Source organism: Streptomyces sp. SLBN-118, assembly GCF_006715635.1.
Lineage (GTDB): Bacteria > Actinomycetota > Actinomycetes > Streptomycetales > Streptomycetaceae > Streptomyces.
Window position 1 is genome coordinate 3319750 of sequence record NZ_VFNP01000002.1, and the last position, 12416, is coordinate 3332165.

The window sequence follows — 12416 nt, forward strand, 5'->3', positions numbered from 1 at the left end:
GGCGCCACGGCCGCCGAATGCGTGAGCGGCGCGTGAGCGGACCGCGTAACAGGAGCCGTTCTGAGCCGGATGGCCGGTCATACCGCGCGGCGCTGATCAGGTAGAAGAGCACCACGCGGCACAACCAAGCACCACCGACTGTGTCAACGGGGACGGTCACCGACGACCGGGCACCGCCGCTTCCGCAGCAGCTGGTCCATGTGGCTCATGGCTTCGCGCTGGGTGTCCTGCACGCCGTGCGTGTAGACGTCCATGGTGATGCTGATCTGGGAGTGGCCGAGGATCTCCATCGCGACGCGGGGCGCGACTCCGGCCGCTGTGAGGAGGGTCGTCGTGCCGTGGCGAGCGTCGTGGAGGCGGATGACGCGGAGGCCGGCGGACTCGACGACGCGGGTGAAGGAGCGGTAGATGTTCCGGGGGCTCGACCTGGCAGCCTCCCGGTAGTCCGGGCTACCGCCGGGCCTTCGACGAGCGGCGGTGCTTGCGGGCGGTCGCGCGCAACTGCGTGATCCGCGCGCTGCCCGCCAGCGCGGTGAGCAGGATGCCCGCCACCGCGGCCAGCAGCCGGGCCACGCGCAGCGGAACGTGCCCGTGGGCACCGATTCCGCACCGATTCCCAATCGCTGCACGAGTGACAGGGCGTCCGGCACCTGGCAATACGGGACGGGCCACAGCGTGTCTCGGCGCGGTCAGGCAGCGGTCACGGCCAGCGCCTCGGGTGCTGTCACCTGTACTGATCCGTCCGCCGTCACGACGACGTCCAGCCGCTCCCCGTTGACCTGGAGTCCGGTCACGGTCAGCGGGCCGTAGTTGTGGGCGAAGGTGGGGGTCACGGTGACCGTCCCGGCCGGGGCATCGGCATCCAGGCCCAGGGCCGCCTGGAGGATGAGGACCGAGGAGGCGGCCGCCCATGCCTGGGGCCGGCAGGACGCCGGGTAGGGGGCGGGCCCGGTGCCCGCCTCGCTGCCGTGGCCGGCGAAGAGTTCAGGCAGCCGGGCGTCGAATGCCGCCGACGCCCCAAGCAGGCCATCCGCCAACGATGCCGCGGCGTCCGGGAAGCCAGCCTTGACCAGGCCATGCACGGCGATCGCGGTGTCGTGCGGCCAGATCGAGCCGACGTGGTAGCCGTAGGGGTTGTAGCCCACCGCGTCGCTGCTCAGCGTGCGGAGGCCGTGTCCCGCGTCGAGGTCGGGGCTGGTGAGGCGGGCGGCCAGCAGTGCGCTCTCCTGTGCGTTGAGCAGGCCGGTGCCGAGGAGGTGGCCGAAGCCGGAGGTGACGGAGTCGACCGGCTTACCGTCGCCGTCCAGCGCGACCGCAGGGAACGCGCCCTTCTCGTCCCGTACCCAGAAGCGCTCGCGGAAGCGGGTGGCGAGCTGGTCCGCCCAGTCCTCCCAGGCGTCCGCGCCCGGCCGCCCGAACGCGCGCAGCAGCGCGGCACCGGCGCGGGCGGCCTCGTAGGCGTACGCCTGGACCTCGCACAGGGCGATCGGCGCGTGGGCGCGGCGGCCGTCGCTGTAGCGGATGGAGTCGTCGGAGTCCTTCCAGCCCTGGTTGGACAGGCCGTGGCCAGTCTGGTCGACGTACGTGAGGAAGCCGTCGGCGGATGCCGCGTCGCGCATCCAGGCGAGGGCCGCCTCGGCGTGCGGCAGGAGTTCCTCGACCGCGGCAGGGGACATGCCCCAGCGCCAGGCGTCGTGGAGCAGGGTGATCCACAACGGCGTGGCATCGACTGTGCCGTAGTACACCGGTGGGAGGGAGAGCCGGTCGGCGATCTGGAGGGTGGCGCGGCGTACCTCGTGGAGGATCTTGCCCGGCTGTTCCTCCGTGGCCGGGTCGGTGACGGCGCCCTGGCGGCGGGCGAGCGTGCGCAGGGTGCCGGCCGCGAGGTCGGCGCCGAGCGGCAGGAGCATGCGTGCGGCCCAGAGCGCGTCACGGCCGAAGAGGGTGAGGTACCAGGGTGCGCCGGCGGCCAGGAACTGGTCCGGACGGTCCGGGTCGGGCGACTGGCGGTCCGTCAGGCGCAGTCGGTCCAGGTCGGCCAGGGACTGCTGAAGCCATTGGTCGAGGCGGCGGTCCGCGCTGCGCAGCGTGGGAACGGACCAGGGCAGTTGGTCCGCGGGCGGAGCCGGGAACTGGTCGCCGTCCATGTACGCCGCCGTACAGGTCAGCGTCAGGCTCCTCGACGTACCTGGCTTGAGGTCGATGTCGTACGACAGCTCCCCGGTCGGCACCTGTAGCGCGTCCGGCACGGGCTCGGCCGCCAGGCGTACGGCGAAGTCGTCCGCGGACCAGGCGAGCCCGATGGCATCGCAGTCCGCGACCTGCGGAGACACCTCCTCGATCACATGCCCCGACTTGACCTGCTCCATGGTGGCGAGGTCCGAACCGGCGCTCACCGTCAGCCGGAAGCGCACGTGCTCACCGCCCGCGTTGGTGACCTCGAAGACCTCCTCCAGTCGGCCGTTGGCCGTACTACGGCGGCGGTGCAGAGCTACGACAGGATCCGGTGTCACCTCGCCGAGCCCGCGCAGGATCGCTCGGAAGCCGGCGCGGTCCGCGCCCCGCAGTCCGCCCTGAACGGGAGCGAGTGCGATGTCGTCGGCGGTGACGGTCAGTCGGGAAAGTGCCCTGCGGTCGCCGTGGTAGAAGCCGTCCGCACCGCCGCTGAGCTGCCCGTCTTCCCCCGAGATCACGAGGCTGGGCGCGTGCAGCGTGACGACCGCGTCATGCAGGAACGGCTGCAGGCCGCCGGTCGCGGACGGGGAGGCCGTGACCGAGCCGTTGGTGTCCTGGGGCTTGACAGTGGAGTCCAAGGAAGTAGAACCTCTCAGCGTTGGATCGTTAAAACGACACTAAGCCAGTCGTCAGAGCGAACACAACGCCTATTGGAACGCTAAAACAAGGTCCATATCGCTTCGGCAAGTCGGAGAGCCGCATGCCCCGCTCCAGTAACGCTTCCTCGGCCAAAGGTGGCCCGGTGACCCTCGCGATGGTCGCCCGCCGGGCCGGGGTCTCCCCGCAGACCGTGTCGAACGCGATCAATTCGCCGGCCATGCTGCGGCCCGAGACCCTGGAGCAGGTCCGCCGTGTGATCGACGAGATGGGCTACCGCCCCAGCCGTGCGGCGCAGACGCTGCGCACCCGTTCCAGCAGGCTGATCGGCTACGGCATCCAGCCCACCCCTGCCAGCTCCCCGGTCCTGGACCGGTTCCTGCACGCCTTGTCACAGGCCGCCGACGACGCCGGTTACCGGATCCTGCTGTTCGCCTCCCCGCCCGGCGGTCCGACCCTCGAAGGGTACGAGGAACTTCTCGACCAGCATGAGGTCGACGGGTTCGTCCTCAGCGGCACCGAGCGCGGCGACCCGCGTCAGGCGTGGCTGGCCAAGCGCGGCGTGCCGTTCGTCGGCTTCGGCCGCATGTGGTCGGGACGGCCGATCGGCGACTGGGTCGACGTCGACGGCGCCTCGGGCACGGACGCCGCGGTCGAGCACCTGGTCTCCCTCGGACACCGCAGGATCGCCTTCCTCGGCTGGGAACGCGGCTCCTCCGGCGCCGGTGACGACCGCGCCGAGGGCTGGCAGCGGGCCATGCGGCGGCACGGGCTGCCGGTGCGCGGGCGGCGGGCGCAGAGCGTGAACGACATCGACGCCGCCCGCGCCGCCGTGAAACCGCTCCTGGACGCGGGTGCGACCGCCGTGATCGCGGCCAGCGACATGCTGGCGCTCGGCTGCTACCAGACGCTGCGCGAGCGCGGCGCCGCCCCCGGCCGGGACGTCTCCGTGGTCGGATTCGACGACTCGCCGACCGCCGAGATCCTTTCCCCCGCCCTGGCCTCCATCGCGCAGCCGCTGGAAGAGGTCGGCCGACAGTGCGTACGACTGCTGCTGGCGCGGATCGCCGCTCCCGACGCGGCGCCGGAGCGCCTGCTGCTGGAGCCGTCGCTGATGGTGCGCGACAGCGTCCGCGCACCGGGCGGCAGCGACGCGGAAGGACCGACTTAGCCAAGTAGCCGCTTCCTCAGTCCAGTTGTTGCTGCCTCAGCCGAGCAGCTGCCACCCCAACCGAGCCGAGCCGAGCCGGCGCCGACGGGCTCTCCGCCTCTTCGCCCCCTCGGCACGGCCCCTCTTCTTCCAGGCATTTCTTCTCCTCCTCCCCCACCCCGGCCCCGCGTCCCCGCGCCGACCGGGTGGAGCCGCACGTCACATCCGTAACCCTCGGAGGATTTCCATGGTCAACCGTACGGCCGCCGCGTCCCTCGTCACCTGCGCGGCACTGGTCACCGCCACAGGCTGCTCGTCGGGTTTCGACAGCGGCAAGAAGACTGAGCAGGACTCCAGCTCCAAGCAGCATCTGACCGTGCTGATCGCCAGCTCGGGCGACGCCGAGACCAAGGCCGTCAAGGACGCGGCGGCGGCGTACGCGAAGGAGTCCGGCAACACGGTGACCGTGGACGTCGCCAAGGACATCAACCAGCAGCTCGCCCAGTCCTTCGCCGGGCACAAGCCGCCGGACGCCTTCTACGTCAACTCCGACCAGTTCGCCAACTACGCCAAGGGCGGCTCCCTCTACGCCTACGGCGACCAGGTCAAGGACGCGAGCGACTTCTCCCAGCAGCTGCGCGCCTCCTTCACCTACAACGGCAAGCTGGTGTGCCTGCCCAAGGACACCTCCACCCTCGCCCTCGCGATCAACACGGACCTGTGGAAGAAGGCCGGTCTGACCGACAAGGACTACCCGACCACCTGGGCCCAGCTGAAGACGGTCGCCGCAAAGCTGACCAAGGGCAAGGTCACCGGCCTCGTCACCAACGGCGAGTGGGCACGGCTCGGCGTCTTCATGAAGGAGGCCGGCGGCTGGATAACCAATGCCGGCCAGACCAAGATGACCGCCGACTCCACGCAGAACGCCGAGGCGCTCACGTACGTGCAGTCCCTGCTGAAGTCCGGCGCCATGAAGTATGCCAACCAGGTCGACACCAACTGGGGCGGCGAGGCTCTCGGCACCGGCAAGGCCGCGATGACCATCGAGGGCAACTGGCTCACCGGCGGCATGAAGGCCGACTACCCGAGCGTGAAGTACACGGTGGTCCCGCTGCCCGCAGGACCGTCCGGCAAGGGCACGCTCGCCTTCAGCCAGTGCTGGGGCGTGGCCAAGGACAGCGCCCGCCAGGCCGCGGCCGTGGATCTGGTCAAGTACCTGACCTCCAGCGCGCAGCAGGTGAAGAACGCCGCCGCCTTCGGCGTGATGCCCTCCCGCACCAGCGCGCAGGCCGAGTACGCCAAGGAGAATCCTTCCGCCAAGGCGTGGGTCGACGCCAGCGCCTACGCACAGGGCCCGGTGACCATCGCCGGCTTCGACAAGGTCCTCACCCAGTTCAACACCGACCTCGCGGCACTGAACACCGCCGACCCGAAGAAGATCCTCGCCGACGTGCAGAGCAACGGCGAACAGGCCCTCACGAAGGGCGAATGAGCCGCCATGTCCCCCCGTGACACCACACCTACGGTGATCGGCGGCAGCTCACAGACGGCCGACTCGCCGGGCGCACCTGACGCGCCCGGCGAACCCGGCCCGGCCGCGGCGCCCCACGCCAAGCCCGCCCCGCGCGTGGGGCGCCGCGCCGAAGGAGCCTGGGGCTGGCTGTTCGTCAGCCCCATGGTCATCGTCCTCGGCCTGTTCCTGGTCCTGCCGACCCTGATGGCGCTGTGGGTGAGCCTGCTGCACTGGGACGGCCAGTCCAACCCCTTCAGCGGGCAGGCGAAGTTCGTCGGACTCGACAACTACCGAGCCCTGCTCACCCAGAACGGCCTCGACCGCACGCTCTTCGCGACCTCGCTGCGCAACAACTTCTACTACGTGCTGCTGACCGTGCCGCTGCAGACCGTCATCGCGCTGGGACTGGCACTCATCGTCAACCAGCGGATGCTGCGCGGCCGCGGCGCCCTGCGCACCACGTTCTTCTTCCCCTCGGTGACCAGCTCGATCGCGGTCTCCACCATCTTCCTCTTCCTCTTGCAGGGCAGCGGCGCCGTCAACACCCTGCTGTCCTGGATCGGCGTGAAGGGCCCGAACTGGTTCAACGACCCGCGCGGAGTACTCTCCCTCCTCCTCGGCGGCCTCGGCATCGTCGACCCCACCCACCCCTCGGGCACCCTCGCCGACCACTCCTTCATGGGACTGTCCTGGTTCGAGTGGCTGTCCGGACCGTCCGTCGCCATGTGCACGATCATCCTGCTCGCCGTGTGGACGACCTCCGGCACCTTCATGCTGATCTTCCTCGCCGCCCTCCAGGGCATCCCCCGCGAGCTGGAGGAATCGGCCGCCATCGAGGGCGTCAACCGCTTCCAGATGCTGCGCCACGTGACGCTGCCCGCCCTGCGGCCCGTCCTCTTCCTCGTCCTCACCCTGGGCACGATCGGCACGTGGCAGGTCTTCGACCAGGTCTACGTCATGAGCCAGGGCGCCCCCGGCAACACCACCCTCACCCCCGCCTTCCTGTCCTACTCGACCGCCTTCGGCGACGCCGACTTCGGGCAGGGCGCGGCCATCGCCTTCCTCCTGCTCGCGCTGATCCTCACCATGACCGGCCTGCAGCGGTACGCGCTGCGCGAACGCGCCGCCCGACCGGGGAGGAACCGATGACCTCCAAGTCCGTGACCGCCAAGTCCGTACTGTCGCAGCAGTCTCCCGTGCTCGGCCGATTCCCGGTGCCGCTGCGGATCCTCGGATACACCGCGGTGGCCGCGATCGGGCTGCTGTACCTCATGCCGTTCGTGATCCAACTCGTGACCGGCTTCAAGACCGACCCGGACGCTGCCGCGCACCCCCTCGGCCTGATCCCCACGACCCCCACGACGGCCGCCTACCAGCGCCTGTTCGGCCTCAGCCAGGCCGCCGACGGCGTGCCCTTCCTGCGCTGGCTGGGCAACTCGACCTTCATCGCCGTCGTCGTCACCACCGGACGGGTGCTGTTCAACTCGATGGCCGGCTACGCCCTGGCCCGCCTGCGCTTCCCCGGCCGCACCCTGCTGTTCGGCTTCATCCTCGCCGTCATGGCGGTGCCCGGCATCGCCCTGCTGATCCCGCGCTTCCTGGTGCTCAACACCTTCGGGCTCTTCGACACCTACACCGGCATGATTTTGCCGCTGCTGGTCGACGCGGCAGGCATCTTCATCATGAAGCAGTTCTTCGAGTCGATCCCCCGCGAGGTGGAGGAGGCTGCCCGCGTCGACGGCGCGGGCGTCTTCCGCATCTTCTGGTCGGTGGTCCTGCCGATGGCCCGCCCCGCCCTGATCACCATCACGATCCTGTCCTTCCAGGGCTCGTGGAACGAGTTCACCCACTTCCTCGTGGCCACCCAGTCCAGCCAGTACGAGACCCTCACCACCGGCCTCGCCCGACTCGTCTCCGGCGGCCTCGGCGGCGGCAAGCAGTACCCGCTGAAGCTGGCGGCGGCCCTGCTGTCCACACTGCCGGTGGCAGCGCTTTTCTTCTGCTTCCAGCGCTACTTCGTGCAGGACGCCAACGCCGGAGCAGTCAAGGAATAGCGACCCTCACCTGGCTGAACACCCGCGAAGGAGTCCTCGCCTTCCGCCTCCGCCAAGGCTTCACCAGGTTCGTCAACCTGTCCGTCGAGCCGTACCCGCTCCCCGAACACACCTCAATGACAACGGCGTCGGCCGATAAGCGCCCCTCCTGATCCTCGGCCCGACCCGCACCGCGGCGTTCAACGCTGCCCGCAGGGTGGAGCGGACGCGCCGGCGGGTAGCTGGGCTCACGATGCGGCGGTAGGGCTCCATCTCCTCGGCCACCTTCTCCAGCAGCTCCGCAATCTGAGCCAGTTCCTCCGCGTCGTCGGCGTCGGCGAGGGCGGCGAGCCCACCGACGCCGAGCCTCAGCAGACCCGGCGGTCGAGCCTGGTCACAGCCGGAATCCAACCACGGACTGCACACAGCGGCCATGGCTTCGAACGGAGGGAAAGGCCGCAATCATGGAGCGGAAAGGGAGCCGTTGCGTGCCTCGGGTTCATGATGTCTGGCCGCCCACGCGGCGATCTGAGCCCGTGAGGTGAAGCCGAGTTTTGTCAGGATGTGCTCAACATGACCCTCCGCAGTGCGCCTTGAGATCGTCAGCTCGGCCGCGATCTCATTGTTGGTCATGCCTCGGGCGACCAGATCGGCGACCTGGCGTTCGCGGCGGGTCAGCGGCGCCGTTGCCTCGTTCGCGGGCGGCGGTGGAGTGGGGGCCAAGGACTCTTCCAGGGCATAGGCCACGGACTGCTCCAGAGTGAGCCGCCTTCCCTCTTCGACGGAGGCGGTCCCCGTACGGCTCCTGCTGTGCGGCTCCGCCCTGTCCTTCATGGGCGGACTCCTCGCCGGCAACGCCCCGCTGCGCGGCCGCGCAGGCCTGGAACTCGTCGTCCCCACCCTGGACTTCCGCCTCGCCGCCGAGTTCTGGGAGATCACCGACCCGCGCACCGCACTGCTCACCCACGCCATCGTCGGCGGCACCCCCGCCTACCGCCGCGAGTTCACCCAGGGCGATACCCCCGTTGGGCCCCACGACTTCGACGCCTGGGTCACCCGCGCCGTCCTCAATCCCGCCCGTCCGCTCTTCCGCGAGGCCCGCTACCTGCCCGCAGAGGAAGTTGTCGGCCCGCACTTCGAACAGGTCTGCCGCGAATGGGCCCGCTGGCACGCGTCCCCCGCAACCCACGGCGGGAACGGTGCATCGTGTTACCTCCGGGCCGCCGTGCCGGAGTTACGGCACTTCGTGCGCCGTACCACTCAGCAGTGGGATTCCCGAGGAATCGAGCGAGACGCTGTCGCTCGTCGTCAGTGAACTGGTGACCAACGCCGTGCTTCACAGCGGCAGCACAGACGTCACCGCGTTGATCGTCTTCGACGGAGTCGCGGTGACCATCGAGGTCACCGACTCCGGCCGGTGGCTGGCACGTGGCTCCAACCGTTGTGTGGCGGAGGACGAGGACGCCGGCTTCGGACGAGGACTGGCCCTGGTCAGGGCCTGCACCAGCTGGTGCATGGCCCACCCGTCCGCGGCGGGCACCCGGGTCCTGGCCCGCCTCCCCGTCGCGGAGTCCGGCTCCGTCCGCGCCGAATGCCTGCCCTCAGCCAGTCAGGTGGATGGCGAGTTCGGCGTCCGTGGCGTTCACGAAGGTTCCGCTGATGTGGCCGCGGGCCTTTCGGTACTCCCCGGTGCCGCCGGTGATCGCGATGTCGAAGTCGGCCTCCCCGGTGGCGGACAGCCGGATCAGCCCCTGGGCCGCGATCTGCCCCCGGGGCAGCGAGAAGGTCGCCACGCACTGCGACTCGCTCGAACCGTCCGGTTCGAGGGTGAGAAGCGTGCAGACGCCTCCGTCGTGGCCGACCTTGACATTGCCACGGAAGAGGTCGTCGGTGAACACCTCCTCATCGCCCTGGTCGAAGCCCGGCTCGCCCAGATCGAGGTCGGTGCGCGACGTCAGGTGCGAGCGCAGGTTGATGACCTTGTCGTCACTTCCCGGGCCGTAGCTGCTGGACGTGGCCGCGGCGGCACCGGCGATCGGAAGGCCGGCGAGGACAGCGGTCAGGCCGGCAACCGCGCCCAGTCTCAGAGCCATGAATCGGCACACAGTGCACCTCCTTTGGAATGAACGGGCGATTTAGCGATGAATCAACATCCAAGGGCTATGTAAGCGACCCACAACCGGGCCACCCCCCGACGCGCCCGACACCCGCGAGCAATACCGCCCGATCAGTCGCGTCCACTCGGGCCCCCACCGGCGCCTGACAGAAGCGCGGCGCCCCGACCGCCCCACTGGCTCGCTCCGGATGCGGGGGCCCGGGATCGCGACGAGGATCGGCAGGTGGGCACAGGTGTGCCGACGCGCCAACGAGAGGTGGAGGACCATGAGGGTGTTGCTGACCGTCGAGATGGACACCGAGAAGGCGAACAAGGCGATCACGGGCAACACGCTGCCCCAGACCATGAAGTCGGTGATGGACCGGCTCAAGCCGGAGGCCGCTTACTTCGGGGCACAGGACGGGATGCGTACCGGGTACATCGTCTTCGACCTGAAGGAGGCGGCCGACATCCCCACCGTCGCCGAACCCTTCTTCCAGGAGCTCGGTGCCAAGGTGAGCTTCATGCCCGTGATGAACTTCGACGATGTCCAGGCCGGTCTGAAGAAGTACGGCGGGAAGGGCTGATCGCACGCCCACAACCGGTTCGGCACATCGCACGGAAGCCCTCCCGCCCAGCAGTGCGGCGGGAGGGCTTCCGGCGTGCAGAGGTGGTCCACGCCTCACTGAGCGCCCCGGGGGCCAGGACGTGCCGGGGGCTCAGGACGTGCCGGGCGCTCAGGACGTGCCGGGCCGCAGGTCGCCGATCACGCCGATCCGGATGCCCAGCCACGGATAGGTGTGGTTGTAGAACTCGTTGTCCTGCGGTTGCAGTCCGACCGCCGAGGGCCACATCTGGAAGGCAGGCGCGTTGGAGACTCCGCCGTGCAGCCGCCGCCAGACCCGTGCGGAGTTCCGTCCGGAGGGGGGCGCCGTGATCGTGTCGGTCCACTCCACCGCGTTGCCGCCCTGGTCGAGAGTGCCCCACGGTGAGGTGGTCCTCGTCTGGCCGACCGTGCTGAGGCTGCCCTGGTAGGCATCGGCGTAGGTGATGGGGTCCAGACCGATCGGGTTGACGGTGGCGCAGGCCTCGGGCTGCAACTGTCCCGGGCACCAGCTGGGTGCCGGCAGGCCGGAGGCGTGGTACGAGGCCAGTGGCTGGTCCGCCGCGTTGGTGACATCGCCTGTGGTCGGGTTCAGGACGGTGGGGTTGGGTGCCGTCGCGTCGCCGTCCCCGAAGACTCCCTCGTTGGTCGGGTACTTCCAGTAGGAGTAGGTGCCACCGCCGTTCGGGTCGTAGTAGGCCGCCTTGATCCACTCGTCCTGGCTGGGCACGACGAAGCCGGAGTCATGGGCTCGGGTCGCATTCGGCCGGGTGAGGTCGTACATCCCGCGATCGGTCCGCGCCGACAGTCTGATGCGGTAGGTGACGTACGTGAAGTCGCCGCTGCTGCTGGACTGCTCGGAGATCAGCCGGCCGTTGTAGAGCGAGTTGACGAAGCGCGCCGCCCTCAGGAAGTTCGCGAAGCCGTACGGCTTGTTCGCCCATTCCGGAAAGGCCACCGAGTAGTGGCGGCCGCTGCCGGCGTTTGCGGAGAGGTTGATCTGGCCGTACTTCGGCCACGCCGACGAGCTCTCGGTGTCGTCATAGAGACGAAGGCGATTGCGCCCCTCGGGATCGACCGTGTTCAGGAACGCCACCCACTGTTCGACGGTGACTTCGAGCTGCCCGATCTCGTAGGGATATCTGACGCCGCCGACCGTCAGACAGCCCGTCGGTGTCTGGGGGGCGTCGGCGCACGACTGGTAGATGGCGTCCGTGAACGGGACCACGCCCACCGAGGGATTACCGGGCGCGCCGACCTTGGCGGTCTTCACTGTGATGACCGCGCCCCCGGGAGAGGGGTCATTCCCGTGGCCACCCGGCCCGTCGGCAGCGGCGGCGGCAGCGGCACCCGAGCCGGCCGTAGCGGACGCGGCGAGCAGCAGCGCCGATGCCCCGCACGTCGCGACGACGGCCCTCCTGAGGCGGGTACGGCTGGAAACGAAGTGCATGGGGATACCCTTTTCGGCCATGGCGGCCCGCTCCGCAGCACGGAACAGCACGGAGCCGGCCGACGATCACACATCGGTTGACGCCACGCTAACCGCACCCGCTACTCTCCGCTTCCGGTGCATCACGTACAGGTAGCGGGAGAGACGCATGCAGTGGACCGTCCATGGCGAACGGCAGATCTACAGCAACCCGTGGGTCAACCTCTGGCTCACGGACGTCCAGCAGCCGGACGGCCACCGGTTCGAGCATCACGTCGTACGGATGCGCCATCTGGCGGTCGCCGCAGTGGTCGACGACCACAAGCGCGTACTGATGATGTGGCGGCACCGGTTCATCACCGACACCTGGGGCTGGGAACTGCCCATGGGCCTCATCGAGGCGGGCGAGACCCCCCAGCAGACCGCGGCGCGTGAGGTCGAGGAGGAGACCGGCTGGCGGGTCGAGGCCATGAAACCCCTGGTGTACGCGCAGCCCGCGAACGGCATCACCGACTCCGAGCACCATGTCTTCCGCGCCGACAGAGCCACGTACGCGGGCCCGCCCACGGAGACAAACGAGTCGGACCGGATCGAGTGGATCCCTCTGCGCGAGATCCGCGGCCTGATCGACCGTCGGGAGATCGTCAGCAGCGGCAGTCTGGTCGGCCTGCTGTACCTGCTGCTGGACGAGGCCGGCTGATCGCGGGCCGATCCAGCTCGTCGGCGGCCATGAGGGCCGCGGACACGCACGACCGACCGC

General features: G+C 69.5%; 11 protein-coding genes and 3 pseudogenes. 8 read left to right on the plus strand and 6 right to left on the minus strand.

What is annotated here, in order from left to right:
* Positions 1-143: 143 nt before the first annotated feature.
* The 3 genes and pseudogenes from FBY35_RS33590 to FBY35_RS33600 form a co-directional block, all read right to left on the minus strand.
* Positions 144-422: pseudogene (locus FBY35_RS33590) on the minus strand (tyrosine-type recombinase/integrase); the annotation flags it as partial.
* Positions 423-450: 28 nt separating this feature from the next.
* Entirely contained in the window at positions 451-573 is a 123-nt protein-coding gene (locus FBY35_RS37620; protein ID WP_260848990.1) for a hypothetical protein, read from the minus strand.
* Between the two features lie 116 nt (positions 574-689).
* On the minus strand, positions 690-2813 hold the full coding sequence (locus FBY35_RS33600) for a glycogen debranching N-terminal domain-containing protein (RefSeq protein WP_142217674.1): 2124 nt from the start codon (positions 2811-2813) through the stop codon (positions 690-692).
* 122 nt (positions 2814-2935) lie between these two features.
* On the opposite strand from FBY35_RS33600, the gene FBY35_RS33605 reads away from it, so the two are divergent.
* The 4 genes from FBY35_RS33605 (at position 2936) to FBY35_RS33620 (ending at position 7549) form a co-directional block, all read left to right on the plus strand.
* Positions 2936-4003, plus strand: coding sequence for a LacI family DNA-binding transcriptional regulator (locus tag FBY35_RS33605; RefSeq protein ID WP_142217675.1), 1068 nt, complete (start codon positions 2936-2938; stop codon positions 4001-4003).
* Between the two features lie 226 nt (positions 4004-4229).
* Positions 4230-5474 carry an extracellular solute-binding protein gene (locus tag FBY35_RS33610; RefSeq protein ID WP_142217676.1) on the plus strand — a complete coding sequence of 415 codons (1245 nt, stop codon included), beginning with the start codon at positions 4230-4232 and terminating at the stop codon, positions 5472-5474.
* Between the two features lie 6 nt (positions 5475-5480).
* On the plus strand, positions 5481-6644 hold the full coding sequence (locus FBY35_RS33615) for a carbohydrate ABC transporter permease (protein ID WP_142217677.1): 1164 nt from the start codon (positions 5481-5483) through the stop codon (positions 6642-6644).
* Positions 6641-7549, plus strand: a complete 909-nt coding sequence (locus tag FBY35_RS33620) for a carbohydrate ABC transporter permease (protein WP_142217678.1) — start codon at positions 6641-6643, stop codon at positions 7547-7549. The genes FBY35_RS33615 and FBY35_RS33620 overlap by 4 nt, the downstream gene beginning before the upstream one ends.
* Before the next feature lie 441 nt (positions 7550-7990).
* Here the strand turns inward: FBY35_RS33620 and FBY35_RS33630 are convergent, their stop codons facing one another.
* Positions 7991-8275 carry a response regulator transcription factor gene (locus FBY35_RS33630; protein WP_399209327.1) on the minus strand — a complete coding sequence of 95 codons (285 nt, stop codon included), beginning with the start codon at positions 8273-8275 and terminating at the stop codon, positions 7991-7993.
* Positions 8276-8327: 52 nt separating this feature from the next.
* Between FBY35_RS33630 and FBY35_RS36695 the strand changes: the two are divergent.
* A pseudogene (locus tag FBY35_RS36695) lies at positions 8328-8648 on the plus strand (ATP-binding protein); the annotation flags it as partial.
* A gap of 199 nt (positions 8649-8847) precedes the next feature.
* Positions 8848-9036: pseudogene (locus FBY35_RS37625) on the plus strand (ATP-binding protein); the annotation flags it as partial.
* A 93-nt stretch (positions 9037-9129) separates the two neighbouring features.
* Here FBY35_RS37625 and FBY35_RS37630 read toward each other — a convergent pair.
* Complete coding sequence (locus FBY35_RS37630; protein WP_260848991.1) at positions 9130-9621, minus strand: allene oxide cyclase barrel-like domain-containing protein; 492 nt, start codon at positions 9619-9621, stop codon at positions 9130-9132.
* Between the two features lie 289 nt (positions 9622-9910).
* On the opposite strand from FBY35_RS37630, the gene FBY35_RS33640 reads away from it, so the two are divergent.
* Positions 9911-10210, plus strand: a complete 300-nt coding sequence (locus tag FBY35_RS33640) for a DUF3303 family protein (protein WP_142217682.1) — start codon at positions 9911-9913, stop codon at positions 10208-10210.
* 150 nt (positions 10211-10360) lie between these two features.
* Here FBY35_RS33640 and FBY35_RS33645 read toward each other — a convergent pair whose 3' ends face one another.
* Positions 10361-11698, minus strand: a complete 1338-nt coding sequence (locus FBY35_RS33645; RefSeq protein ID WP_260848899.1) for a hypothetical protein — start codon at positions 11696-11698, stop codon at positions 10361-10363.
* Between the two features lie 127 nt (positions 11699-11825).
* Here FBY35_RS33645 and FBY35_RS33650 point away from each other — a divergent pair, with 127 nt between their 5' ends.
* Positions 11826-12356: an NUDIX hydrolase gene (locus tag FBY35_RS33650; protein ID WP_142217683.1), complete on the plus strand. Its 531-nt coding sequence runs from the start codon at positions 11826-11828 to the stop codon at positions 12354-12356.
* Positions 12357-12416: the final 60 nt, after the last annotated feature.

Excerpts from the sequence above, each read along its gene's own strand:
- FBY35_RS33650 (WP_142217683.1), top strand. The coding sequence starts at position 11,826 with ATGCAGTGGACCGTCCATGGCGAACGGCAGATCTACAGCAACCCGTGG.
- FBY35_RS33605 (WP_142217675.1), top strand. The coding sequence starts at position 2,936 with ATGCCCCGCTCCAGTAACGCTTCCTCGGCCAAAGGTGGCCCGGTGACC.
- FBY35_RS37630 (WP_260848991.1), bottom strand. The coding sequence starts at position 9,621 with ATGGCTCTGAGACTGGGCGCGGTTGCCGGCCTGACCGCTGTCCTCGCC.
- FBY35_RS33620 (WP_142217678.1), top strand. The coding sequence starts at position 6,641 with ATGACCTCCAAGTCCGTGACCGCCAAGTCCGTACTGTCGCAGCAGTCT.
- FBY35_RS33640 (WP_142217682.1), top strand. The coding sequence starts at position 9,911 with ATGAGGGTGTTGCTGACCGTCGAGATGGACACCGAGAAGGCGAACAAG.
- FBY35_RS33645 (WP_260848899.1), bottom strand. The coding sequence starts at position 11,698 with ATGGCCGAAAAGGGTATCCCCATGCACTTCGTTTCCAGCCGTACCCGC.
- FBY35_RS33615 (WP_142217677.1), top strand. The coding sequence starts at position 5,481 with ATGTCCCCCCGTGACACCACACCTACGGTGATCGGCGGCAGCTCACAG.
- FBY35_RS33610 (WP_142217676.1), top strand. The coding sequence starts at position 4,230 with ATGGTCAACCGTACGGCCGCCGCGTCCCTCGTCACCTGCGCGGCACTG.